Source organism: Pseudomonas sp. RSB 5.4, from assembly GCF_037126175.1.
Classification (GTDB): domain Bacteria; phylum Pseudomonadota; class Gammaproteobacteria; order Pseudomonadales; family Pseudomonadaceae; genus Aquipseudomonas; species Aquipseudomonas fluorescens_H.
This window is the reverse complement of sequence record NZ_CP146986.1, coordinates 3,343,237-3,369,000: the sequence shown is the minus strand read 5'-3', so window position 1 is coordinate 3,369,000 and position 25,764 is coordinate 3,343,237. Positions and strand designations below refer to the sequence as shown.

Genomic DNA, 25,764 nt, shown 5'->3' with positions numbered 1-25,764 from the left:
TTGTGGGAGCGGGCTTGCTCGCGAAAGCGGTGTGGCAGGCAAATCAAGTTTCGACTGACACGTCGCTTTCGCGAGCAAGCCCGCTCCCACAGGGTTTTGTGAACATATTGATGAAGTGTTGCACCAGTGGCGTGGGATTCTGGCGATAGGCGAGGGCGACGGTGCTTTGGCAATCGGCATCACTCAGCGGTAGAAATCGTACGCCGCTGGGCGCGATGTCCTGCATCGACTCGGGCAGCAGGGCAATCCCGAATCCAGCCTGGATCAGCTGCAACTGCGTGGTCTTGCGCGACATCACCCGCGCGGCTTTGGGGAAAAAGCCCTGACGCATGCACAGGTCAGCGCACAAATAACTGAGTCCGCCGCGCTGCGGATGCGGGATCGAGATGAACGCTTCGTCCTTCAGTTGCGCCAGTTCGACAGCGGATGAATCGGCCAGCGGATGATCGCTCGGTACCGCCAACAGCAGGCGCTCGGTGAACAGATGCACAACCTGAATGCCCTCACGCTGACGCAACACCGGCAGGCGCAACAGACCAATGTCGAGACGTCCTTCGGCGAGTTCCTCAAGCTGCGCCTCGGAGGACAGTTTGCCGATGTCCAGCGACACGCCGTGCTGCTGATCGAGATAAGTGCTGATCCGACGTAATAAGTGCCCGCTGATCGACACGGTGCTGGAATGACTCAGACGCACAGTACCCAATTGCCCGTTACCGACTTCGGTCGCCATCGCGCTGGCTTTGCTCAGCTCGTTGAGCAGGTTTCTGGCCCGCGGCAAAAACGCCTCACCTGCCGCCGTGAGTCGGGGCTGGCGTGCGGTGCGTTCGAATAGCGGGGTTTGCAGGCGCGCTTCCATGTCCTTGATCTGCCGGCTCAGCGCCGACTGCGCGATGAACAAGCGTTCAGCCGCGGCGCTGAAGCTGCCGCATTCGGCGATTTCCACGAAATAGCGCAGTTGACGGGTTGAAAGCACCAGGTATGCCTTTTCGAGATGAGTGAGCGACTTTGATCATATTAGTCGCAAGGCTTGGCGCTGGCTAAAGTCATCACAGGCTTATAAAGGAAGCGGACCGATGAGCGTGGTGGGGTTGTTGAGCGAGTGGACGTGGGGCGCGGGCGGCTGGGCGGTGATCGGGCTGGGCATCGCACTGGCCTATATCGTCTTCGGGATTGCCGGATTCGGTACCGCACTGGTGGCGGGGCCGATTCTGATTCTGTTCATGCCGTTGTCGAAAATCGTGCCGCTGCTGGTGCTGCTGGATTTCGTCGCGGCGTTCGGCAATCTGCTGCCTTCGCGCCGGGACGTGGCGAAACCCGAGTTGTTGCGGCTGTTGCCGTGCATGGCGGTGGGATGCACGTTGGGGGTGATTTTCCTGCTTAACCTCAAATCCGATCTGTTGCTGCTGTTGATGGGGCTGTTCATCAGTGCTTACGCGATTTACAGCCTGTGGGTCAAAGCCCGACCGACGCAGCTGTCCGCCGCATGGGCGCTGCCGATGGGCACGGTGGGCGGGCTGTTTGGCGCGCTGTTTGGCAGCGGCGGCTTCTTATATGCGATCTATCTCAACAGCCGTTTGCCGAAAGATGCGGCGCGGGCCACGCAAAGTGCGCTGATCAGTTGCAGCACGGTGGTGCGTTTGAGCCTGTTCGCCATCGCCGGGGTGTATGCCGAGCTACCCTTGTTGATGCTGGCGCTGTGTCTGTTGCCGGCCATGGCGCTGGGGTTGTGGATCGGGCGGCGGTTGACCATGCGTCTGTCGCGCGAGGCGTTCGTGCGGCTGGTGACCTGGCTGGTGCTGGCGAGCGGGATTGCGTTGATCGGGCGCTACATTATTAGTGTGGCGTGAGCACTTGACCGGATTTCGTCAGGGATTAAGCTGCCGGCCTTCAGGGCCCCTTCGCGAGCAAGCCCGCTCCCACAGGGAATTGCATTTCAATGTGGGAGCGGGCTTGCTCGCGAAGGCGTCAGAAGCCATACCGCAGGACTTTCCATGAATTCGCAAAGCATCATCGTCCCGAAAATCTCCACCCTGCCGGTCCACGAACCCCGGGCCCGGGCGATCGTGCGCTGGCTGGTGCGCAAGAACATCATCGAAGAACAGCTGACTACCTGCGGCCGCACCGGCAACCGCATGGCCCATGCGATTGCCGACGGCGCGCGTGCGGTGGTACTGCATCCCGAGGCACTGCCTTTCGGTGAACCGATCAATGGCCTGGAGATCATCGTCAAGCGCTGCATCTACACCCCGGCCAAGGGTTTTCTCGAAGAAGCCGGGTGCGCCGAGTGCCGCCGCGAAGTCGGCGAAGCGCTGTTCGAGAGTCTGGAAGACTGGTTTCCAGGCCGCACCGACAACTTCACCTGCCCGGAATGCGGGCATGAAGACGACATCAACGGCTTTCTGTTCTTGCAGGAATGTGCGTTTTCCAACCTCGGCTTCATCTTCAACAACTGGCTGGAAGCCGGTTTCAAGCAGAGCTTTATCGATGAGTTCGCCGATTGGCTGGATCAACCTGTCTCTTGGGTCAAGGTGGAGCTGTAGCGGCCGCGGTTCCCGTACATCAGTAACATCGATAATAGACAGAGTTTTACGTTGAACAGCAGGGGGTGTCTGACTATAATGGCGCGCTTCCATTTTCCCGCTCGGGAGCCCCCGCGATGCTGCGTATCAGCCAAGAAGCTCTGACATTCGACGACATTCTCCTAGTGCCCGGTTATTCCGAGGTGCTTCCTAACGAAGTCAGTCTCAAGACCCGCCTTACCCGTGGCATCGAGCTGAATATTCCTCTGGTTTCTGCCGCCATGGACACCGTCACTGAAGCCCGTCTGGCAATCGCCATGGCTCAGGAAGGTGGTATCGGTATCATCCACAAGAACATGACCATCGAGCAGCAAGCTGCCGAAGTGCGTAAGGTCAAGAAGTTCGAAGCCGGCGTCGTCAAGGATCCGATCACCATCGAGGCTGATGCCACGGTACGTGATCTGTTCGAACTGACCCGCATGCACAACATCTCCGGCGTTCCGGTGCTGCACGATGGCGACCTGGTCGGCATCGTCACTTCCCGTGACGTACGCTTCGAAACTCGTCTGGAAGCCACTGTACGTGAAGTGATGACGCCTAAAGAGCGTCTGGTCACCGTCCGTGAAGGCGCCAACAAGAACGAAGTCCGCGAGCTGCTGCACAAGCACCGTCTGGAAAAAGTTCTGATCGTCGATGACAAGTTTGCCCTCAAAGGCATGATGACCGTCAAAGACATCGAAAAAGCCAAAGCCTACCCGCTGGCCAGCAAGGACGATCAAGGTCGTCTGCGCGTTGGCGCAGCTGTCGGTACCGGTAAAGACACCGGTGACCGCGTTGCTGCGCTGGTCAACGCCGGTGTGGACGTGGTGGTGGTCGACACCGCACACGGTCACTCCAAAGGTGTGATCGACCGCGTTCGCTGGGTCAAAGAGAATTTCCCTGAAGTGCAGGTGATCGGCGGCAACATCGCCACCGGCGCTGCCGCCAAGGCTCTGGCCGAAGCTGGCGCCGACGCAGTCAAGGTCGGTATCGGCCCTGGCTCGATCTGCACCACCCGTATCGTCGCCGGTGTTGGTGTGCCGCAAATCAGTGCCATCGCCAACGTCGCCGCTGCCCTTGAAGGCACTGGCGTGCCGTTGATCGCCGACGGCGGCATCCGGTTCTCCGGTGACCTGTCCAAGGCCATCGTGGCCGGTGCATCCTGCGTGATGATGGGCTCGATGTTCGCCGGTACTGAAGAAGCGCCGGGCGAGATCGAACTGTTCCAGGGCCGTTCGTACAAGGCTTATCGCGGCATGGGTTCGCTGGGCGCCATGTCCCAGGCTCAAGGTTCCTCCGACCGTTACTTCCAGGACTCCTCGGCAGGCGCCGAGAAACTGGTTCCGGAAGGGATCGAAGGCCGTGTGCCGTACAAAGGCACCCTGACCGCGATCATCCACCAGTTGATGGGCGGTCTGCGTTCCTCGATGGGTTACACCGGCAGCGCCGACATCGAAGAAATGCGCACCAAGCCGGAGTTCGTGCGGATCACCGGTGCCGGTATGGCCGAATCCCACGTTCACGACGTGCAGATCACCAAGGAAGCGCCAAACTACCGCGTAGGTTGATGCTTCAAGCAAATCGTTAAGCAACCGGGGCTGTTTTATTCAGCCCCGAGTTGTTTCTGAATCACGACTGTTTCTGAATTACTTAGACGAGACTGAATCATGGCCCTCGACATTCACGCTCACCGCATCCTGATCCTCGACTTCGGTTCGCAATACACCCAACTGATTGCCCGCCGCGTGCGCGAGATCGGTGTGTACTGCGAGCTGCACCCGTTCGACATGGACGAAGAGGCGATCCGCGAATTCGCGCCTAAAGGCGTCATTCTCGCCGGCGGCCCCGAGTCCGTACACGAAGCCAACAGCCCGCGCTGCCCGCAAGCGGTGTTTGACCTGGGCGTGCCGGTTTTCGGTATCTGCTACGGCATGCAGACCATGGCCGAGCAACTGGGCGGCAAGGTTGAAGGTTCCGAGCTGCGTGAGTTCGGTTACGCCCGCGTTGACGTGGTCGGCAAGAGCCGCCTGCTCGACGGCATCGAAGACCACATCGACGCCGACGGCCTGTTCGGTCTCGACGTGTGGATGAGCCACGGTGACAAGGTCACCAAGATGCCGGAAGACTTCCACATCCTCGCCAGCACCCCAAGCTGCCCGATCGCCGGCATGTTCAACGACGAACGCGCTTACTACGGCGTGCAGTTCCACCCGGAAGTGACCCACACCAAGCAGGGCGGTCGCATCCTTTCGCGCTTCGTGCTCGACATCTGCGGCTGTGAAGCCCTGTGGACTCCGTCGAAGATCGCTGAAGACGCCATCGCCAACATCCGCGCACAGGTCGGCACCGACAACGTGCTGCTGGGTCTGTCCGGCGGCGTTGACTCCTCGGTGGTTGCGGCGCTGCTGCACAAGGCCATTGGCGATCAACTGACCTGCGTCTTCGTCGACAACGGTCTGCTGCGTCTGCACGAAGGTGAGCAAGTGATGGCCATGTTCGCCGAGAACATGGGCGTCAAGGTGATCCGCGCCAACGCGGAAGAGCAGTTCCTGAACAACCTGGCCGGCGAAGCCGACCCGGAGAAGAAGCGCAAGATCATCGGCCGTACCTTCATCGACGTGTTCGATGCCGAATCCTGCAAGCTGGACAACATCAAGTACCTGGCGCAAGGCACCATCTACCCGGACGTGATCGAGTCGGCTGGCGCGAAAAGCGGCAAGGCGCACGTGATCAAGTCGCACCACAACGTGGGCGGCCTGCCGGAAGAAATGAACCTGAAACTGGTCGAGCCACTGCGCGAACTGTTCAAGGACGAAGTCCGTCGTCTGGGTCTGGAACTGGGCCTGCCGTACGACATGGTCTACCGTCACCCGTTCCCGGGCCCGGGTCTGGGCGTACGCATCCTCGGCGAAGTGAAGAAGGAATACGCCGACCTGCTGCGTCGTGCCGACCACATCTTCATCGAAGAACTGCGCAAAGCCGACTGGTACCACAAGGTCAGCCAGGCCTTCGTGGTGTTCCAGCCAGTGAAATCGGTTGGCGTGGTCGGCGACGGCCGTCGTTACGCCTGGGTCGTGGCCCTGCGTGCCGTGGAAACCATCGACTTCATGACCGCACGTTGGGCGCACCTGCCTTACGAACTGCTGGAAACCGTATCCGGCCGCATCATCAATGAAATCGAGGGCATCTCCCGCGTCACCTACGACGTGTCGAGCAAGCCGCCAGCGACGATTGAGTGGGAATAATGCCCTCGGCCTCAGGGCGGATCGGTTGAAACAAAAAACGCCTGGTGCTTATACACCAGGCGTTTTTTTTGGGGTTCTATTAGTGCTTCGGAGCGAACGGCTACTCAGTGAGACTTGCTGGCATTTTTGGTGGGAGCACTGGAGCACTGGAGCTAGGGGCGTGGTTCTCAATCGATCGCTAAGACTGGCGTACGTATCAGAGAAACTGTGATCGAATCAAATCTGTATCGAACGGTGTTATCCCTTGCTCAGGCGCAAACACTGCATTTGCTTGCTCCGGCGAAGCAACTCGTTCCCCGCGTGCTCGTACATGCAAGTCGAACAGCGTTGCCAAATCCGGCCGTGGCGTATGAACCAAGGCCCGAAGCATCAACGATACCCCACTGAGATTGTTCCCGACGTTGTTCCACCGCGGCGACGAAGTGAGTCCCAGATCGGCCCAAATCGTGCGTCGTTCCTGTAAATCCATCACGAAGGGCAGACAGATAATTGTGTCGGATGCGATATCGACACGGTCGAACACGGTTCGCGGCTCGAATACTTCACCCGATGCCGTATCGGTGCGGGCCATCCAGCCAGCGAAACATTCTGGAAGATCGCAGTACGGTTGTGTGGTGTATGAGTTGATGGACGTGACGACGTAGCGAATACCTCTGTCGACGAGGGCATCTACATCGAGGTCGATGAACTCCGAAGCGCCGTCGGGCGCGTCGGTGATGTCGCCGCTGTGGCAACCGCCGAAATCCTTCAGGTTGTAGTACGCGACCGTTTGCTTGAATACGAAGTCGGCGTCGAAAAAAGCGGCGGACAAGTCAATATCCGTGCGCCCGGTGCCATTCTTCCACCACAAGAACAGGCGAATGAAGCGTGCATCAGGCATAGGCAACCGACTGCCTCGCACCAGCGTACGTAGCGATTTCGACGATGCACGCTGCGCCAGCGGCACCTTGTATTCGCGTAATGCGGGATCGATGAAACAGCGACCGAGTGGCGGCAGCGATGCAAAACGCGATACAAGCGCGTTTTCGCAGATTCGGGCTGCGCGAGCCAACACTTCGGCGTTAAGAGGTTCGCGGTGATCCTTGATGCCATAGACCTTGGCGAATGCGCCTTTTGGGGTGAAGGCGCGCAGGGACAGGGGGCGTGGAGCGCGTACTTGGGCGAGCAACTGCAGCAGGACAGGTGAGGACACTTGTGTTGCAACAGCCTCGAATGCGTCGAGAACCGACTCGGGGTTCGTCGCGCGTCGCAGGCTCACGTCCAGCCGTCGTGCGAATTCACCGGGACGGCTCTGCAGTAAGGGCGTGAGCGTGGCGATGTCGCGCTGGGCCAGCAGTGTTTCGACACGTGAACCAAAGGTGGCTGGCGCTTCGTCGCGGCGCGCAGCCGTGATCGCGCCGAGTGCTCGTGGGTACTTATCGGCGTAGTCGCCCGGATGCAGCACTTCAGCCAGACGCTTCCAGCGCTCGGCGTGGCGCATCACATCTTCTGTAGCATTGGGTATCGAGTCGAGCAGGCGTAATAACAGACGGCGCATTGAGCGCTTCATCGCTTTGAAACGTGTCGTAGCTGTCGCAAGTGACACGTCACCTCCACTCAGGGCGACCGCGAGTCGCAGCACATCCGTCGCCGTTTCGACGTTGCGCTCCAGGAATGCGTCCACCCGTGCGTCACCGGCTACATGCAGGATAAGTGCGCCGCCAACCTGTGCACGTATCTCCCGGAAAGGGATGGCCTCGGGCAGCAGACGGAAAACATCACTTTTGTACTCCCTGACGAACCAGACAACATCAGCCGTTTCCTCTTCGGAAAGTGAAGTGCGTGATGAAACCAGCGGCTCGAGCAGTGACTCGAACTCATGGACGCTTCCCGGTTCAATAACCCAGTGTATGAAGTTGCCTTCAAGCAGTGGAGGTCGAGATTCTTCAGTCGGTGGTAGGCGCCTAAGCGTGAGGTAATGTATGACCGCGTTAAGATACAACTCCGCCTCTGTGGCCCTCAGAACCTGTTCTGGAAAGTCAGGATAGAACGGCCGGTGATGCACATGCGCGCCACTCCTCCGCCGAAGGATTTCAACAATGCCATGCAACCAGTGCTTGAGCTCTGTCGGTGACAACATGCCGATCTGCTCTATCAGCGTTTCTGATAGTACACACCGGAACGCCGCGACCTCCCGGATAGCCGACGCGACCTGAGCGCGGGTTGCACCGCCAGTACCCATCGGTACGTGAACTTTGCTACGGCGACGCAGGAATAGCTCCTGATTCATGCTTGATTTTCTCCTTGGGTCGTCGTCGTGAGCGAGCCGCAGCATCATGCCTGCAACTGATATGAAAACGCCTGCTAGAAGCAGGCGCGGTGTGGAGAGCGGAACCCCTAGTTCATAGGGGGTTAGAAGGAAGGTGTTCCATAGCCACGGAGGCATTCTACGTAAGGTTTTCGCTTTTTGTCAGGTCGTTGCTTCTCTCAACGGTAACAAGCTGATTCACGATATGAACGGGGGATGAACGACAAGTCGCTTGTCTATCATCCAGGCGGATATTGGCGTTATTGGCCAACTGTGGCTTCAAGAGCGGTGACTTTCCAAGCCGGCATTGACCGGCCCCCACTAGCAACAAACACCTTGAAGCCCGCGTAATTGCGGGCTTTCTGGTTTTTGGCTTTGGCGTTTTTGGCAATCACGGCCATCCGGCAATAGCACACTTGCCCTATAGCTAAGTCGATCTTCGCTCCCTAATCTGGAAGCGTCTTCTATTGACTGAAGTACAGCCACTGTCTTGACGGATAACAAAGTCATGCGTGTTGATCAACAACATCGCGTCGAGCTCCGTTGCTCGTCATCTCCATAATTCGTGAAATACATGCAGGTAAGCGTATGTCGCCAACACATGGAAAAGCGTTTAGAAACGGAATTGCGCTGTGTCTGATGGCGGGACTTTTAATCGGCTGCGCAAACTCAAACGATTTAATGGGATCGTTGAATCCCAATGGTGTAGGTGCGAAGAAATATGACGAAGCTTATCTAAAGACCACCATCATTCGTGGCAAGACCACCAAGAGCCAGATATCCCAGTTATTTGGTCCTCCCATGCAGGAGTCGGCAGACTCGGACACTATAACTAACTGGACTTATGTGAAGAGCGAGGAAGGGGTCGAGAAGTATATGAATCTCGCCCACAGATTCGTATCGCCCGAGACAGGTGGCCAAATTGCACAGGTTTCGTCCCATGTCTCCAATGCGCAGGGAACATTGAATGAGGTGGGCAGCGTGACCAGTGGCAAAACCACGCGCCAAGGCATTGTTTTGACCATCTATTTTGAAAACGATGTTGTCCAGAACTACAGCGTTGCACGTTGATTGATTCTGCACGGTTCAACGACTGGTAACTGCGACCAGTCGAGCCAACCGAATTGATCCCGCGCAAGCCTTAGAGGCTTGATCGCTGCAACCGAAAAGCCGTGTGAAATGCGTTTCACACGGCTTTTTGCGTTTTTGCGTTACAGCGGTTTTGACCAGCCGCCCAGTTGCATGCCCATGTCATCCAGTGCCTGCAGCAGCGCTTTCATGCTCGGGTAGCGTTTACCGCTCACCGAAGGCCAGCCGGGGCGTTCGATGTAGAAGCGCGTGCCGTCGGTCTCGATGATGGTCCGTACCAGCTCTCGCGTGCGACTGCGATGGACGATGAAGGTCATGTTGGGTTGCTGCTTCAGGGAGTACATGCCGTAGCGCGGCAGCAGAGTTTCGAATTCGGTCATGGTGTGCGCGGTCCAGGGTGTTTCGATTTGCAGGCGCAAGTCGCCTCTGACCAACGCGGAACGATCGTGCGCCGTACCGCCCAACGGCAGGATTCTCCCGGGATCGACTTCAATGCCCCGTGAAGTTCCTTCGGCGACATCCTCGACGCGTATACCGATCGCCTCTTCCAGTTCGCTGACGCCGGCAACCCCATCAAAAGTGTTGGAGTGAGAGTTGCCCATCAGCGCCACCCATTTGTGCGCGCCGCGTGCGGACTGGTCAGCTCGGATCACCAGGCGGGCGAAGTAATTCATCATTTTCTGCCGCGCGGTGTTGTTGCCCAATGGCAAGTCCATGCCGTTGAGTCGGTAACTCGCCATGCAATCGATGGCTTGTACATGGATCCCCTGCTTTCTGGCTTCCTTGACCAGTTCCAGAAACGTGTAGCGCTCCAGCGGATCGGTCATGTTGCCGACGTCGAGTGCCTTGAGATAAGCCTCGAGTTTTTGCGGCATGTTGCCGGTGCGGAAGAACTCATCCAGCGCGGCTTGATGGAAGTCGGTCAGCAGGTGTTCCATATACAGGCTCTTCACCTGTTTGCTGGCGAGCAATTGCATGTTCTCGATCAGCCATTGCTTGCTGCCGATGGCCGTGTGGCTCTCGCCGAGCACCATGCCTCGGGCATGTTCGAGAATTTTTTCGATGATCTCCTCAGCAGTCGCGTTCGCCGCCAGAGCGGGCACCGGAGGACGATCGGGCAGGCGCAAGGTGCTGTAAAAATCCAGCGCGTCGCGATACAGGCGTTTGCGGATGACCTTGAAATCGCGGTAGGCATCGAACTCGTTCAAGCTGTCGTAGAAGTCACGCAGGGCTTCGTCATTCAGTCCCGCTGCGCCTTCCTCCAGATGCGCCTTGAGCGGTGCGGGTACGTCGTATTGCGAGGCGGGCAGGGCGGCCACCGGGTTGCGGCTGCTCGATCCGGCCAGGCCCGAAAACTTGCCGCCGCCGCTGAGTCCTGCGCGGGGCATGGTTTCCCATTCACCCTCAGGGTTCAGGCGTACCGGGATCGAGCGAGTAAAGCCGTGGGGGTTCCCAGGATCGATGACCGCCCAGTGTCCGCTGCCGTTGATGTCGGCTTCGTAGCGTACGTAATAGGCGGTGTCGTCCATCAGGATGGCGGTTGAGGGGTTCGAATCGAGCAGATAAATGCCCTGGAATTTTCCGGGTTCGCTCACCGGCGTAATACCGTCGAGCAACTCATTGGCTTGCCAGCTCGGCGGAATGACCGGGCGCGGGGTGTCTTCAATCAGGGGCGTGGCAATCGTCGGCTGAGGCCCACCCATCGGCGTCCCGACTTTATCGGTCAGGTCGGCCATCTCCGCTGCCTCGGCGGCATCCACTTCGGGGCCGACCTCGGCCAGCGATCCCGGCCCCTTGAGTGCCAGCAGGTTGAACAGCATGTCGATGCCGCTGAGCACCGCACCGACAATCCCGGCTTTGCGCTCGGTGGCGGTTTTGCCATTGACCGCCTGATCGATGTTCAGGCTCATGTTGGCGATGCTGGCGCCGATCACCGGCAATGCGATTGGCCAGCCGACCACGGCCATTGGCCCGAACACCTTGACCCCGGCGCTGAGGTAGCCGATCCACAGCTTCTTGCGCAGCTCACCGTTGGAGGTCAGGGACAGGCTGGCCTCGGCAAACATCGCCGCGCGGGTCGAGTCACTCAGCCAGGTGAAGGCGTCGCCGCTGACCGCGCGGTTGTCCTGATTGATCATCGAGTGATCGTAGCGGCCCCACGTGGCCACCAGGCGATTCATCAGGTCGCCAAGGTTGGCGTTGATCTGCTGCCGATCGGCCAGCGAGAAATGCGCAAGGAATGTCTCGCGCGCGGCGGGTGTGTTCATCCGCTGCAGGATCCAGAAGTGCAGGTCAGTGGTGGTTTCCAGTACTGCAAACGCATCGTTTGCACCGGGCAGGTACAGGATCTGCCGACCTTGGGGGGCGACGAAACGCAGGATGTTGATGGCGGCGTAACCGGTCAGATCCAGCGTGCGCACGCTGTCCGGGCAAGGGTGTTGGGTCTGCAGTATTGGCAGACTGACTGGCCACGTCAGCGGGCCGATTATCGCTTGCGTGACAAACAGGAAATCCTCGTCACTCAGCTGACGTTTGTCCCGCGCCTGCAGCGCTTTGATCAGGAAGTTGCACTTGGCCAGGGTACGAAAGTCGCTGCCGCTGGTGTTCCAGAATGCGTTCAGCTGATCGTCGTACAGCGCGCTGAAATCGATGCTCCAGAAGTCCTTGAGTACGTCGTTGCCGTGCAGGCGCACTTCATTGCGCTCATCGAAGGTGCGGGCATCGGGACCGGCAGTGTAGAAGCCGCCATAGACATCGAGCAGGTCGGCGTTGTCCTGATCGGCGACGCGGAAGCGCTGAATCACCAGTTGGGTCAGGGTCATGCTTGAAGTGGGCGTGGCGTGCACATGCTCCCAGCCGGTGAAGGCTTTCGAACTGCTTTGCGAGGCGTCGAAGCGGTGGAAATACACTTGATCCGGGTCGAGGCCGTGAACCTGGTATTTGCTCTGCAAGTCGTTGGCGACCTGTCGAGCGGCATCCTGCAGGCTCGGGCAGGTCTGGATGACGGTGGCGGCAATCGCCTTGAGCGCGGCCTTGTCGGCGGCGTTGGGCATCGGGCTTGGCATGTGGTTGAACTCTCTATCCATGAGAAACGGGTGGCACAGGATCGCCCGGCTGTTCGATGCATGTGCACTACATAGTTATGTCACTTGAGCGCTCGAAATCGTGTACGCGCTGGGTGCAACTGCGTCCATCCGCCGCGCTGCCCTTACTGTTTCGCAATTGCAGGTGTATCGTATTTGCCTTTTGCGGGCCCGGTGCCCGACGCAGATACGTGAGGTAGTTGAGTTCATGTCCTTTACCCGTCGCCAAATCCTCGGTGGCCTGGCCGGTCTTGTTGTCGTTGGTGTCGGAGCAGGAGGCGCGTCGCGCTACTGGCTGGGCAAGATGGCCGATGCTGACGCGGGCCACGACTACGAGCTGATTGCGGCGCCACTGGACGTTGAATTGGTGCCAGGGCACAAGACCGAGGCGTGGGCGTTCGGCCCGTCGGCGCCGGGCACTGAACTGCGCGTGCGTCAGGGCGAGTGGCTGCGGGTGCGTTTCATCAACCACCTGCCGGTGGCGACCACCATCCACTGGCACGGCATCCGTCTGCCGCTGGAGATGGACGGTGTGCCGTACGTCTCGCAATTGCCGGTGCTGCCCGGTGAATACTTCGATTACAAATTCCGCGTACCGGACGCCGGCAGCTACTGGTATCACCCGCACGTCAGCAGCAGCGAAGAGCTGGGGCGCGGACTGGTCGGGCCGCTGATCGTCGAAGAGCGCGAACCGACCGGATTCAAGTACGAAAAGACCCTGAGTCTAAAGAACTGGCACATCGACGATGAGGGTCATTTCGTCGAGTTCAGTGTTCCGCGCGAAGCGGCGCGTGGCGGTACGGCGGGGCGGCTGTCGACCATCAACGGCCTGCCATCGCCGGTGATCGAGTTGCCGGCGGGGCAGATCACCCGGGTGCGTTTGCTCAACCTCGACAACACCCTGACCTATCGCATCAACATCCCCGGCGTCGAAGCGCAGATTTATGCGCTGGACGGCAACCCGGTCGAGCCGCGGCCGCTGGGCAAGGAATACTGGCTCGGCCCGGGCATGCGTATTTGCCTGGCGATCAAGGCGCCGCCGGCCGGTGAAGAGTTGTCGCTGCGCAATGGCCCGGTGCGTCTGGGGACTTTGCGCTCGGTGGCCAATAACGATGCGCCGACCGAGTGGCCGAAAGCCTTGCCCGCCAACCCGGTGGCCGAGCCGGATCTGGCGAATGCCGAGAAACTCAACTTCAATTTCGAATGGGTCGGTTCGGTGTCGGTGAATGTCGACAACGGCAAACCGCCGAGCCTGTGGCAGATCAACGGCAAGGCCTGGGACATCACCGACAAGACCTGCGCCGATCGGCCGATTGCCAGCCTGAAGCTGGGCCAGAGCTACATCTTCGAACTGAAGAACATGACCCAGTATCAGCACCCGATTCACCTGCACGGCATGAGCTTCAAGGTGATTGCGTCGAACCGGCACAAGATTACTCCGTACTTCACCGACACTTATCTGCTGGGCAAGAACGAGCGTGCGCAAGTGGCGCTGGTGGCGGATAACCCGGGGGTGTGGATGTTCCATTGCCATGTGATCGACCACATGGAAACCGGCCTGATGGCCGCCATCGAGGTGAAGTGATGCGTCAGATTCGCCCCGCCGCGATCATCGACCGCAGCCGTGACCGCGATTTCATGCGCGAAGCCCTGGAGCTTGCTGCCCAAGGCGCAACCCTCGGCGAAGTGCCGGTGGGCGCGGTGCTGGTGCAGAACGGCGAGATCATCGGGCGTGGCTACAACTGCCCGATCACCACCAGCGACCCGAGTGCCCACGCGGAAATGGTCGCGATCCGTGCCGCTGCCCAGGCCATCAACAACTATCGCCTGCCCGGCAGCACGCTGTACGTGACGCTGGAACCGTGCAGCATGTGCGCCGGGCTGATCGTGCATTCACGCATTGCGCGGGTGGTGTATGGCGCATTGGAGCCGAAGGCCGGGATTGTGCAGAGTCAGGGACAGTTTTTTACCCAGGGATTTTTGAATCACCGAGTGTTGTATGAGGGGGGAGTGCTGGCTGAGGAGTGTGGGGCGGTGCTGACCGAATTCTTCCGCGCCCGGCGTGCAAAGCCATCTGAATAAACACAACACCCAATGTGGGAGCGGGCTTGCTCGCGAAAGCGGTGTGTCAGGCGATTAAAATGTTGCCTGACACACCGCTTTCGCGAGCAAGCCCGCTCCCACAGGAGATTGGGTTATTTCTTCGCGACAATCACCGCCCGCATCGGCGCCGGCAGCCCTTCGATGGTCTTGCTGTGGTCCTCGGGATCAAGGAAGTCACTCAGCGACTGATACTTCATCCATTCGGTGCCTCGTTGTTCATCGACTGTCGTCATGCTGACGTCGACACAACGAATATCGGTGAAGCCTGCTCGGCGCAGCCACAACTCAAGCGCCGGCACCGATGGCAGGAACCACACGTTGCGCATCTGCGCGTAACGATCTTCCGGCACCAGCACCTGATGCTTGTCGCCTTCGACCACCAGGGTTTCCAGCACCAGTTCGCCGCCCTTGACCAGGCAATCCTTGAGCGCCAGCAAATGCTCGATCGGCGAACGACGGTGGTAGAACACGCCCATCGAGAACACCGTATCGAAGCCTTCCAGGTTCGGCGGCAGGTCTTCGAACGGGAACGGCAAGTGCCACGCGTTCGGCTCGGACAGATAACGCTGCACGGCCTGGAACTGGCAGAAGAACAGCCAGTTCGGATCGACGCCGATCACGCTGTCGGCACCGGCGCCGAGCATGCGCCACATGTAGTAACCGTTGCCGCAACCGACATCGAGGATGCGTTTGCCCTTCAGATCCAGATGCGGAGCGACCCGCGACCACTTCCAGTCCGAGCGCCATTCGGTGTCGACGTGCACGCCGAACAGGTCGAACGGCCCCTTGCGCCACGGCGACAGGCCCATCAGTGCGGTGCGCATTTGTGCACGGGTTTCATCGTCGCAATCGGTGTCGAGTTTCAGGCCGTTGAGCAGATCGACTTCGCTCGGCTGGATCTTCGGCAACGCGTCCAGCGCACTCTGCCAGCGCTCCAGATCGCCGTGGCCTTTCTCCATTTTCTTGTCGAGTTGCCCTTGCAGGGTGTTGGCCCAGTCGGCCAGCGGCGTGCCGGCCAGACGGCGGGCGAGGGGGGACAGATCAATCATGGCAAGGCAATCAACGAGGCAAAGTTAAGACACTGGAACCACGGCACGACTTTCGAGAACCCGGCGGCCAGCAGGCGTTCGCGGTGTTCTTCGAGGCTGTCGGGCTTCATGACGTTTTCGATGGCGCTGCGCTTCTGGGCAATTTCCAGTTCGCTGTAGCCGTTGGCGCGTTTGAACGCGACGTGCAGATCGGTGAGCAGCGCGTGCTCTTGCGCATCGTTGAAGCGCAGCTTCTCCGACAGAATCAGCGCGCCGCCGGGCAGCAGCGATTGACGGATACGCGAGAGCAACGCGGTGCGCTGTTCCGGGGCGATGAATTGCAGGGTGAAGTTCAGCGCCACCACCGAGGCCGGTTTGAATTCGAGCGCGAGAATGTCGCCTTCGATCACTTCGACCGGCAGCAACTCCTGGAACATCGAATCCTGACCGTTGAGGTATTCACGGCAGCGTTCGACCATCGCCGCCGAGTTATCCACCGCGATCACCCGGCAACCGTCGGTGCGCACGTGACGGCGCAGGGCCTGAGTCACCGCGCCGAGCGATGAGCCGAGATCGTAAAGGACACTGTTTGGTTGGGCGAACTGCGCGGCGAGCACGCCGAGGTTTTCGACGATGGTCGGGTAACCCGGCACCGAGCGCTTGATCATGTCCGGGAACACCCGCACCACGTCCTCGTTGAAGGCGAAGTCAGGCACCTGGGCCATCGGCTGGGCGAAAATGCGATCGGGTTCTTTGCTCACGGCGGTTCCGGCGGTGTCGGTGGAAAAGGCCGGCATTTTAGCCAAAGTGGCGTCGGGATGCTTGGGTTGTCTGATAAACCGCTGCAAGCAAACCTGAAACACATACCTGTGGCGAGGGAGCTTGCTCCCGCTGGGTTGCGAAGCGACCCCAATTCCGGGGCACGCGATACTGCGGGTATACCGCGTACTCAGGTTTTACGACTGCTGCGCAGCCGAGCGGGAGCAAGCTCCCTCGCCACAACGGTTTCATCGTTTGGCGGGGGAAAACGCCGAAGCGGCAATCCCCCACTGGCCCAGCCAGTAGCTGAGGATGATGACGTATGGGGCCGCGTGGAATGGCGATACGAAGCGATCAATGCCGATCACACTGTCGGAGAATACGAACGCCACCGCACCCGCCGCCGCCAAGAGCGCCGAACGCTTGGGCACGTCGGTGCCGAGGCGGGCGAGGGCGCGCCAGAGCATGGCGCTGATCGCGGTGCCGTAGACGACCACCGGCACCAGCAATGGCCCAAGACCGCTGGAAATCAGCAGCCCCAGCAGCACCGCGCCCACGCCGAGCGCGAGCACCAGCGGCAAGAGCGCCAGACGCTTGCAATCGCTGAGGTAAGCCTTGAGGTACGCCAGGTGCGCAACCAGAAACGCACCCAGGCCAAACACGAACAAATCCCCCGGCCACGCCAGCAACACGTCACCGAGCAACGAGAAAATCAGCCCCAGACTGATCCAGCGCCGATAGTCGCTGGGTGGCGCATCGTGTAGCCAGCCGAGCAGGGCCAGCACCGGCAACGGTTTGACCAACAGGCACAACAGCGCCGCATGGGTGCTCACGCCGTAGAGAAAGGTCACCGCGCCCATCAACGCCAGAATCAGCCAGCCCACGTTCAGTTCACCGAGATGGCGCAGTCGAAGGTTTCAACTGGTGTTACTTCGGGCTCCCAAGGTTGCTGCGAGGTCAGGCGCAGGCGGCCGGTGCCGGTGGCAAAGGCCTGGAAGCGCCAGGTGGAAAAACCGCCCGCGCCGACCATGCCGGAATCTTTCGGGCTGCTGTAAACCTCGGGGCTGAGGGCATGGAGCACACCGCCCGCCGAATCCTGAATCGCCCAGCGATAACCCGTGGTCGGATTGCTTGGCAGCATCACGATCAGGTTTTGTCCGTTGGTCAGCCGCACGGGGCATTCGCTCTGTTTTTCCACGGTCACATTCTGTTTCGGCTGCGTGGCGCAGGCGGCCAGCAGGGAAAGGGCGAGGGGGACGAACAGGCGAGTGGGGGACATAGGCTCAGTGGCTCCGGTGTTGGCGACGAACGGCGAGCATAACTGAAGATGAGACAAAGTGTGACCGTCGGGCGGTTCTGCGGTGTCGCTACAGACGCCTTCGCGAGCAAGCCCGCTCCCACAGGGTTTTGTGATGAACACAGGATTTGTGATCACCACACAACCAATGTGGGAGCGGGCTTGCTCGCGAAGGCGGTGTGTCAGGCCTTAGATAACTGTCAGAACAGCACTTTCGCCACATCCGCAAAGCGCTTGGCAAAGTGCACGGTAATCCCCTCCTTCAGATAGTCCGGCAGTTCTTCGAAGTTACCGCGGTTCGGTTCGGGCAGGATCAGCTCGAAAATCTTCTGCCGCCGCGCCGCGATGACTTTCTCGCGGACCCCGCCAATCGGCAGCACATGCCCGGTCAGGGTCAGTTCGCCGGTCATCGCCACGCCTTTTTTCGGCGCCTGGTTGCGTGCGAGCGAAAGCAGGGCACTGGCCATGGTCACGCCGGCGCTTGGGCCGTCCTTCGGTGTCGCGCCTTCCGGCACATGCAGGTGGACGAAGGCTTCATCGAAGAACTTCGGATCGCCGCCGAACGATTTCAGGTGCGAGCTGACGTAGCTGTAGGCGATCTCCGCCGACTCTTTCATCACATCACCCAGTTGCCCGGTGAGTTTGAAGCCACGATTGAGCGTGTGAATTCGCGTTGCTTCGATTGGCAGGGTCGCGCCGCCCATGCTGGTCCAGGCCAGACCGGTGATCACGCCGGTGCCGGACAGCACTTGTTCGTTGCGGAACACCGGATGGCCCAGCGAGGCTTCCAGATCTTTCGGGCCAAGCTTGATCACCGCTTTCGGGTCGTCGATCAGCTTCATCACCGCTTTGCGCACCAGTTTGCCCATCTGTTTTTCCAGTTGGCGCACCCCGGCTTCACGGGCGTAACCGTCGATCAAGGCTTTGAGCGCGCTGTCGCTGATGCTCAGGCTGGCCTTGGATACGCCGGCCTTTTCCAGCAGCTTCGGCCACAGGTGGCGCTTGGCGATGGCGACTTTTTCTTCGGTGATGTAGCCCGACAGGCGAATCACTTCCATCCGGTCCAGCAACGGGCCGGGAATCGAATCCAGGGTGTTGGCGGTGCACACGAACAGGACTTTCGACAGGTCCATGCGCAAGTCGAGGTAGTGGTCGAGGAATTCGACGTTCTGCTCCGGGTCGAGGGTTTCCAGCAGCGCCGAGGCCGGGTCGCCCTGGTAGCTCTGGCCCATCTTGTCGATCTCGTCGAGCATGATCACCGGGTTCATCACTTCGACGTCTTTCAGCGCCTGGACGAGTTTGCCCGGCTGCGCGCCGATGTAGGTGCGGCGGTGGCCCTTGATCTCGGCTTCGTCACGCATGCCGCCGAGGCTGAAGCGGTAGAACGGTCGGCCGAGGGATTCGGCGATGGACTTGCCGACGCTGGTTTTACCCACGCCCGGCGGGCCGACCAGCAGCACGATCGAGCCGCTGATCTCGCCTTTGTAGGCACCGACGGCGAGGAATTCGAGGATGCGATCCTTGATGTCATCGAGGCCGGCGTGGTGTTTGTCGAGCACCTTGCGCGCGTGCTTGAGGTCGAGTTTGTCCTCGCCGTACACGCCCCACGGCACCGAGGTCGCCCAGTCGAGGTAGTTGCGGGTGACCGCGTACTCCGGCGATCCGGTTTCGAGGATCGACAGCTTGTTCATTTCCTCTTCGAGGCGTTTCTGTACCTGCGCCGGCAGGACTTTGCCTTCCAGGCGTTGCTCGAATTGTTCAAGGTCGGCGCTGCGGTCGTCCTTGGTCAGGCCGAGTTCCTGCTGGATGACCTTGAGTTGTTCCTTGAGGAAGAACTCGCGCTGATGCTCGCCAATCTTGCGATTGACCTCGGCGGAGATCTCTTTCTGCAGGCGCGCGACTTCAACTTCCTTGCGCAGCATCGGCAGGACTTTTTCCATGCGCTTGAGCATCGGCACGCAGTCGAGCACTTCTTGCAGCTCGGAACCGGTGGCGGAGGTCAGGGCGGCGGCGAAGTCGGTCAGCGGCGACGGATCGTTGGGGCTGAAGCGGTTGAGGTAGTTCTTCAGCTCTTCGCTGTACAACGGGTTCAGCGGCAGCAGTTCCTTGATCGCGTTGATCAGCGCCATGCCGTAGGCCTTGACCTCATCGGTCGGCTCGGTCGGCTGGTGCGGGTATTCGACTTCCACCAGGTACGGTGGACGATGGTGCTTGAGCCAGGTCTTGATGCGTACGCGGCTCAGGCCCTGGGCGACGAACTGCAGTTTGCCGTTTTCACGGCTGGCGTGGTGCACCTTCACCAACGTGCCGTATTGCGGCAGGGCTTTGGTGTTGAAGTGGCGCGGGTCTTCCTGGGGCGTGTCCATGAAGAACAGGGCCAGGGAGTGGTGTTCGGATTTGCTCACCAGATCGAGCGTTTCGGCCCAGGGTTCTTCGTTGACGATGACCGGCAGCACTTGGGCCGGGAAGAACGGGCGATTGTGGATCGGGATGACGTAGACCTTGTCCGGCAGGTTCTGGCCGGGCAGGGCGAGGCCTTTGCCGGTGGAGTGGTGTTCGATGTGGTCAGCTTCGGTGTAGTCGTCGGGGTTGTCCGGGAATTCTTGCTGGTCGCTCATTGGGGCACCTGCGCAATGGGGTATGGGTCTTAGATGGGGCAGGCTTTGGGTGGTTTCAATGGGGGTGGGTGTTTCTGCTTGTGTGTTCAGGGTTTTGACAGGGGGCTCGCTTTGGACTTGGCGGCCTTTGGGCCGACCAGGTTCTTGGTTTTTTGTGTACATATCCGTTTTTTTGGTAACGGCTACTTAGGGTTTCGCCCTTACGGCCATCCCTTTCAAGGTCTTTTCGTTTTGGCGGCCTTGATTACCCTGTCCGTTGAAACATGAGCATGCACCGCTGTGCCTTGGACCCACGTTTTGGGCTTGGGCACCTTGGGGCCTCGGGGGCTTTTCGCAACTTGTTTTGGCTGGATGTTTCTGGCTAGTTCCAACAAGCGCTGAGCCAGTTTTTCCGCAGGGATAACGGGAAGGTACTCCGAGGGCAGCGCAATCTGCATTCCCTCATAACCACTCCTGACCTGGACCGCCAAGTGGTAGGTCGAGGCTTCCCAGCCTTCAGGCTGGGTGTCGCGATGGGCTTGTTCGACACTTCGTTTGAGTACGGCCAGGACGTTGTATGCCAATACCGCAGTAGCGAACCCGAGCAAGGCAGCCTTTGGGCTGCCAAGGGTTTCGATTTCACTTTCCAGGATCGCTTCCAGTCGCTGGAACATGCCCTCAATACTCCAGCGGCGGCGATAGAGTTCTGCGATCTGCTGTGCACTGATGCTCTCAGGTAGATTGCTCCAGAACATCAAGCTGCTGTCACCCGAGTCTGTTGGCGAATGAAGCGTCAGTTCCACGCGCCGCCATTGGTAACCGCCTCTGACGTGGATGATCTGCTCGCGCACAGTGCCTGTTTCCACAGCTACGGGCTCTTGCCACTCACCCTCTTGAATCAGGCGTGGGTGCTTGGCTTGCTGACGAATGACAAAGGATGTCTGGACCTGCTCACAAGCTTCCATAACCGGGAGCGTGCAGTAGAGTCGATCAGCCAGCCACACCTGGCCCGGCTCGGCATCAGCCAATAGAGGCAGCACACAAATACGCTCGCTTGCGTAGGCATCCTCACATGCCTGAAGGTCGATGACCTGATCGAGATCGGGGTCGTAGACAACCACCGAAAAGCCAGGACGAGCGGCACCCCGCTCGTGGCGTAGAGCGCCCAGACGTTTCTCAGTGGATGCCAAGTGGTTGCCGTCCACCACCCGAACCTGCCAGCCCGGCAGCATCGTGGTGCAACCCAGCTCTTTGATGGTTGGGGTCAGGCGTTGTGCACAGCCTGTGACCAGCGCGCGCAACAGAGCAGGTTCGGTACGACTGATCTTGTCGTAGAGGGCTGCCAAGCTGACAGGAAGATCTTCCAGTTGCCGAGCGGCGGCGTGCAGGGATGGCTTCAAACCCAATGAAACAAGGGACATCAGCTTGATGATGGTCGAGAACAGTAGTTCACGAGAATACTGCCGTTGCCGATGTTCTTCGAAGACCTGATCGACCCACTCAGGAGCAATAGCCTGCTCCAGCGCCAACTTGGCCATGACGCTGGCAGGTGCTTTTTTTTCGAATCGAGCTAGAACATCGGTCCACATCTTCGGGGGATCCCTGACTGAAATTTCAGGGGATTTTACCTAAGACCTTGAAAGGGATGGCCCTTACGGCGACTCACTTTTTTACAAGCGCCTAAAAAAGTAAGCAAAAAACGCTTGCTCCTGCGTGCGGCCCGCTCGCTGGGGCTCGGGGTCCCTTCGCTTCGGGATTGATCCGGGCGCAGCGCCTCCGGTTTGCTTCGCTGCACCTCCTCTCGCTGTGTTTGGCTGCGCCAAACGGTCGCTGCGCTCCCGCCCCCGGATCAATCCCTCCACTCAGCCTTCCGACGTCGCCCGTGGATCAAGATCAAAAGCGGTACTCGAGCTTGCGCTCATTGTGTTGAGTGGGGCGGCTGCGCCGCATGGGGCATACACAAATCAAAACTGTGGGAGCTGGCTTGCCAGCGATGGCGGCCTACGAGCCGACCAATCTCCACCTGACCACACCCATTCCAACTGTAGGAGTGAGCCTGCTCGCGATGGCGGCCTATGAGCCGACCAATCTCCAACTGCGTGCACCCAATCCAAATGTGGGAGCTGGCTTGCCAGCGATGGCGGCCTACGAGCCGACCAATCTCTAACTGACTCACCCAATTCCACTGTGGGAGCGGGCTTGCTCGCGAAAGCGGTGTGTCAGTCACCGCAAGTGTTGGATGTGCTGACGCTTTCGCGAGCAAGCCCGCTCCCACTATGGCTCAGCTGTGTGCTGCAGATTGGGTGATTTCCACATTATCCAGCACCCGATTCACCGCCAGTTCAGCCAGCATGATGATCTGCTGGATCGCCAGAATCGTCTGCCGCTGGGGGCTGTCCACATAGGCTGCGATGTCGCTGGTCATGATGCTCGCCGAGGCCAGTGATTCGCAGGCGTGGGCCAGCAGGCTTTCGTTGTCCATGTCCGGGGCGACCTGGAACATGCTGCTGGGTTTGTGGAATCTCACAGCGGCGGCGGAGGGTTTCAGGTAGTGATCCAGCGCACGTTCGGCGGCGTCGTGGAGTTTTCTGGAATCGAGGGATTCGTAGGGGGAGGTTTCGGGGGGATTCGGTGTGGGTTTGATCATGATGAGTTCTCAGTTGGTGAAGTGGAGCTACCTTCGATTGCCGCGACGCAATCTGAGGTGGCAGCTGTACGCGGGTTCGCGGACCGATAACTGAGAAATCGGCATACCTCCCTAGAAAGGTATCCCGCGCACAGCCGCCATGAAACAACCAACAGGCACCGGCAGGTGCTGTCAGGTTGGCGATTATGCATCAGTTATCAGGCCGCGACGCCCGTTCGCTGAATTTCCAGCGATCTTCAAAGCCTATCCAGCCGACTTCCGAAGCACAACCGACGCGACTTGTCAGAAAACTCCCGCATGTAACGCGCTTCTGTAGGACGGACACCGTCCATTGTGGGAGCGGGCTTGCTCGCGAAAGCGGTGTGTCAGTGGCAAATTAATTGGCTGACACACCGCCTTCGCGAGCAAGCCCGCTCCCACAGGTTTTTCAGTGAGTTCAGAAAAGCTGTGTGCAACAAAAAAGGCGATGTCCCTCATGGAACATCGCCTTTCTATTACTGCCGGTAAAACTTATTCCGGCAGTTTGTACGCAATCACGTAGTCACCCATCTTGGTGCCCAGCGAACCGTGACCACCCACCACCAGCAGCACGTATTGCTTGCCGTCCTTGCCGGTGTAGGTCATCGGGGTCGCTTGGCCGCCGGCAGGCAGGCGCGATTTCCACAGCTCTTTACCAGTGTTCACGTCGTAGGCGCGCAGGTACTGGTCGAGGGTGCCGCTGAGGAAGCCGACACCGCCGGCAGTCACCATCGAACCACCCATGCTAGGCACGCCAAGGGTGAAGCCGATCGGGATTGGCGAGCTGTCGCGGCTGGTGCCGTTCTTGCGTTTCCACACGACTTTGCCGGTGGTCAGGTCGATACCGGCGACGTAGCCCCAGGCCGGGGCCTGGCACGGTACGCCGAAGGGCGACATGAACGGGTGCATGGTCACCGCGTATGGCGCGCCAGTGTTTGGCTGGATACCGGCGGTTTCGCTTTCGCGTTTGCTGTCGGCGGCCACTTCGGCGCGCGGGATCATCTTCGAGACGAAGGCCATGTAGTTCGGGCTGGTGAACAGCATCTGGCGAACCGGGTCGACCGAGACGCCGCCCCAGTTGAACACGCCGACGTTACCCGGGTAGATCAGGCTGCCTTGCTCCGACGGAGGCGTGTATTGGCCTTCGTAACGCAGCTCCTTGAACTGGATGCGGCACAGCATCTGATCGAACGGGCTCGCGCCCCACATGGCTTTTTCGGTCAGTTCCGGGGCCAGCAGGTTGAGGTCCGAACGGGCCTGGGTCGGTGCGGTGTGGTCGCCTTTCACGGCGCCTTGCGGAACCGGGATTTCGCGGATCGGGATGATTGGCGTGCCGTCACGACGGTCGAGGACGTACAGGCTGCCCTGTTTGGTCGGGGCGATCAGCGCCGGTTTCACGCCATCGGCGGTTTTCATGTCGAGCAGGGTTGGCTGGCTGCCAACGTCCATGTCCCACAGGTCGTGGTGGGTGAACTGGTAGTTCCAGCGCACTTTACCGGTGGCCAGGTCCAGCGCGACGATGCCGGCGCTGAATTTCTCGGCGCCTGGGGTGCGGTCGGCGCCCCACTGGTCCGGAGTCTGGTTGCCCAGTGGCAGATAAACCATGCCGAGTTTTTCATCGACGCTGGCCAGCGACCACATGTTCGCCGAGTTACGGCTGTAGATTTCGCCCGGCGCCAGAGGCTCGGTGGCGTCTGGCTTGTCGCTGTCCCAGTTCCACACGAGGTGGCCGTCGTGCACGTCGAAGGCGCGGATCACGCCCGATGGCTCGTTGGTCGATTCGTTGTCGGTGACGTGACCGCCCATGATCACCAGATCACGGGTAATCGCGGCCGGCGAGGTGGAGTAGTAGCCACCGGCGGTGAACGGGCCGATGCCTTGGGTCAGGTCGACCACGCCGTTTTTGCCGAAGCCTTCGCAGATCTTGCCGGTGTCGGCGTTCAGTGCGATCAGGCGTGCATCGGCGGTAGGCAGGTACAGACGACGCGGGCAGTCCTGGGCAACGGCTTTGCCGGCTTCGGAGATAACGGCCGAGGCGGCGTTATCAGCTTTCGCGTAAGCGGCTTCGTCGTAGTACGACACGCCACGGCAGGTCATGTGGGCGAAGCCCTTGAAGCCCACCGGGCTTTTGATCTGCGGGTCGAAGCGCCAGATTTCCTTGCCGGTGTCCGGGTCCAGTGCCAGCACTTTGCTGTGCGCGGTGCACGCATAGATCATGCCGTTGACTTTGAGCGGGGTGTTTTCGTTGGTCAGCTCGACCGGGTCATCAGACGTCGGCAGGTCGCCGGTCTGGATGCGCCAGGCCTCTTTCAGCTTGCCGACGTTGGCCGGGGTGATCTGCTTCAGCGGCGAGTAGCGGTCACCGAACTCGGTGCGGCCATAAGCCTGCCATTCGCCATCCGGCATGGCGGGCGCGGTGCTGGTCATGTCTGCGGTGTCGCGGCCCAGTTCGCCAAAGGTTTCCCCGGGGTGGGTGAACAGGCTGGCCAGGGCAGTGACGCCGGCCAGCACCACAGCCACGCTCAGACCACCCGTGCCCATCGGCGCCGGGCCGGCAAGCAGCAGCGGACGACGGAACCACGGCAGCAACATCACGATGCCGAGGACAAACCACAGTGCCAGACGCGGCACCAGTTGCCACCAGTCCAGACCGACTTCCCACAAGGCCCAGACCGTGCTGGCGAACAACACGATGGCGTACAGGCCCAGCGCTGCGCGACGACGCAGCAGCAACAGAATGCCGCTCAGCGCAATGCCGATACCGGCCAGCAGGTAGTACAGCGAGCCGCCGAGCATGCTCAGCTTGACTCCCCCGGCCAGCATGGCCAGGCCCATCAGTAGAAGCAGAATGCCGAGCAGGCTCGGTAACAGACGGCCCCGACTCGAAGCACTTTCAGTGCTCATAGTGTGATTCTCCGTGACGTTTATTTAGTCCCGCGCTTTAGTCACTTTAGATGACGATTGGGCGCAGGTATGGTTCAGATAAAAACTTGTCTAGCTAACGAATTTCATAAATCCCCTGTGGGGGCGGGCTTGCTCGCAAAAGCGGTGTG

18 protein-coding genes are annotated in these 25,764 nt (G+C 60.0%); 7 read left to right on the top strand and 11 right to left on the bottom strand.

Going from position 1 to position 25,764, the window contains the following annotated elements:
* Nucleotides 1–43: 43 nt before the first annotated feature.
* On the bottom strand, nucleotides 44–973 hold the full coding sequence (locus V9L13_RS15085) for a LysR substrate-binding domain-containing protein (RefSeq protein ID WP_338799932.1): 930 nt from the start codon (nucleotides 971–973) through the stop codon (nucleotides 44–46).
* Between the two features lie 100 nt (nucleotides 974–1,073).
* Between V9L13_RS15085 and V9L13_RS15080 the strand changes: the two genes are divergently transcribed.
* From V9L13_RS15080 to guaA, 4 genes are all read left to right on the top strand, one after another.
* Nucleotides 1,074–1,847, top strand: coding sequence for a sulfite exporter TauE/SafE family protein (locus V9L13_RS15080; protein ID WP_338799931.1), 774 nt, complete (start codon nucleotides 1,074–1,076; stop codon nucleotides 1,845–1,847).
* Between the two features lie 144 nt (nucleotides 1,848–1,991).
* On the top strand, nucleotides 1,992–2,540 hold the full coding sequence (locus tag V9L13_RS15075; RefSeq protein WP_027612124.1) for a hypothetical protein: 549 nt from the start codon (nucleotides 1,992–1,994) through the stop codon (nucleotides 2,538–2,540).
* A 116-nt stretch (nucleotides 2,541–2,656) separates the two neighbouring features.
* Complete coding sequence (guaB, locus tag V9L13_RS15070; protein WP_003227866.1) at nucleotides 2,657–4,126, top strand: IMP dehydrogenase; 1,470 nt, start codon at nucleotides 2,657–2,659, stop codon at nucleotides 4,124–4,126.
* A gap of 99 nt (nucleotides 4,127–4,225) precedes the next feature.
* The gene (gene guaA / locus V9L13_RS15065; protein WP_003227864.1) at nucleotides 4,226–5,803 is read left to right on the top strand and encodes a glutamine-hydrolyzing GMP synthase; all 1,578 of its coding nucleotides are present in this window, start codon (nucleotides 4,226–4,228) and stop codon (nucleotides 5,801–5,803) included.
* Nucleotides 5,804–5,999: 196 nt separating this feature from the next.
* Here the strand turns inward: guaA and V9L13_RS15060 are convergent, their stop codons facing one another.
* Nucleotides 6,000–8,072, bottom strand: coding sequence for a TerD family protein (locus tag V9L13_RS15060; RefSeq protein WP_338799930.1), 2,073 nt, complete (start codon nucleotides 8,070–8,072; stop codon nucleotides 6,000–6,002).
* A gap of 561 nt (nucleotides 8,073–8,633) precedes the next feature.
* On the opposite strand from V9L13_RS15060, the gene V9L13_RS15055 reads away from it, so the two are divergent.
* Nucleotides 8,634–9,161 carry a hypothetical protein gene (locus V9L13_RS15055; RefSeq protein ID WP_338799929.1) on the top strand — a complete coding sequence of 176 codons (528 nt, stop codon included), beginning with the start codon at nucleotides 8,634–8,636 and terminating at the stop codon, nucleotides 9,159–9,161.
* A 140-nt stretch (nucleotides 9,162–9,301) separates the two neighbouring features.
* Here V9L13_RS15055 and V9L13_RS15050 read toward each other — a convergent pair whose 3' ends face one another.
* Nucleotides 9,302–12,244 carry a membrane-targeted effector domain-containing toxin gene (locus tag V9L13_RS15050; RefSeq protein WP_338799928.1) on the bottom strand — a complete coding sequence of 981 codons (2,943 nt, stop codon included), beginning with the start codon at nucleotides 12,242–12,244 and terminating at the stop codon, nucleotides 9,302–9,304.
* Nucleotides 12,245–12,470: 226 nt separating this feature from the next.
* Here V9L13_RS15050 and V9L13_RS15045 point away from each other — a divergent pair, with 226 nt between their 5' ends.
* Nucleotides 12,471–13,847, top strand: coding sequence for a multicopper oxidase family protein (locus tag V9L13_RS15045; protein ID WP_338799927.1), 1,377 nt, complete (start codon nucleotides 12,471–12,473; stop codon nucleotides 13,845–13,847).
* Nucleotides 13,847–14,344, top strand: a complete 498-nt coding sequence (gene tadA / locus V9L13_RS15040; protein WP_253151507.1) for a tRNA adenosine(34) deaminase TadA — start codon at nucleotides 13,847–13,849, stop codon at nucleotides 14,342–14,344. The genes V9L13_RS15045 and tadA overlap by 1 nt, the downstream gene beginning before the upstream one ends.
* A 113-nt stretch (nucleotides 14,345–14,457) precedes the next feature.
* On the opposite strand, the gene cmoB is transcribed toward tadA, so the two are convergent.
* The 8 genes from cmoB to V9L13_RS15000 form a co-directional block, all read right to left on the bottom strand.
* On the bottom strand, nucleotides 14,458–15,414 hold the full coding sequence (cmoB, locus tag V9L13_RS15035; protein WP_003227848.1) for a tRNA 5-methoxyuridine(34)/uridine 5-oxyacetic acid(34) synthase CmoB: 957 nt from the start codon (nucleotides 15,412–15,414) through the stop codon (nucleotides 14,458–14,460).
* Nucleotides 15,411–16,190, bottom strand: a complete 780-nt coding sequence (cmoA, locus tag V9L13_RS15030; protein ID WP_338802873.1) for a carboxy-S-adenosyl-L-methionine synthase CmoA — start codon at nucleotides 16,188–16,190, stop codon at nucleotides 15,411–15,413. The genes cmoB and cmoA overlap by 4 nt, the downstream gene beginning before the upstream one ends.
* Before the next feature lie 210 nt (nucleotides 16,191–16,400).
* The gene (locus tag V9L13_RS15025; RefSeq protein WP_338799926.1) at nucleotides 16,401–17,036 is read right to left on the bottom strand and encodes a lysoplasmalogenase; all 636 of its coding nucleotides are present in this window, start codon (nucleotides 17,034–17,036) and stop codon (nucleotides 16,401–16,403) included.
* A gap of 2 nt (nucleotides 17,037–17,038) precedes the next feature.
* Entirely contained in the window at nucleotides 17,039–17,431 is a 393-nt protein-coding gene (locus V9L13_RS15020) for a protease inhibitor I42 family protein (protein WP_201136671.1), read from the bottom strand.
* A 218-nt stretch (nucleotides 17,432–17,649) separates the two neighbouring features.
* Complete coding sequence (gene lon / locus V9L13_RS15015) at nucleotides 17,650–20,067, bottom strand: endopeptidase La (protein ID WP_003227839.1); 2,418 nt, start codon at nucleotides 20,065–20,067, stop codon at nucleotides 17,650–17,652.
* A gap of 215 nt (nucleotides 20,068–20,282) precedes the next feature.
* The gene (locus tag V9L13_RS15010; protein ID WP_080593282.1) at nucleotides 20,283–21,584 is read right to left on the bottom strand and encodes an IS4 family transposase; all 1,302 of its coding nucleotides are present in this window, start codon (nucleotides 21,582–21,584) and stop codon (nucleotides 20,283–20,285) included.
* A gap of 743 nt (nucleotides 21,585–22,327) precedes the next feature.
* Nucleotides 22,328–22,693 carry a DUF6124 family protein gene (locus V9L13_RS15005; protein ID WP_201136672.1) on the bottom strand — a complete coding sequence of 122 codons (366 nt, stop codon included), beginning with the start codon at nucleotides 22,691–22,693 and terminating at the stop codon, nucleotides 22,328–22,330.
* Nucleotides 22,694–23,203: 510 nt separating this feature from the next.
* A complete protein-coding gene (locus V9L13_RS15000; RefSeq protein WP_338799925.1) occupies nucleotides 23,204–25,615 on the bottom strand; it encodes a glucose/quinate/shikimate family membrane-bound PQQ-dependent dehydrogenase in 2,412 nt (803 codons plus the stop codon).
* Between the last annotated feature and the right edge of the window lie 149 nt (nucleotides 25,616–25,764).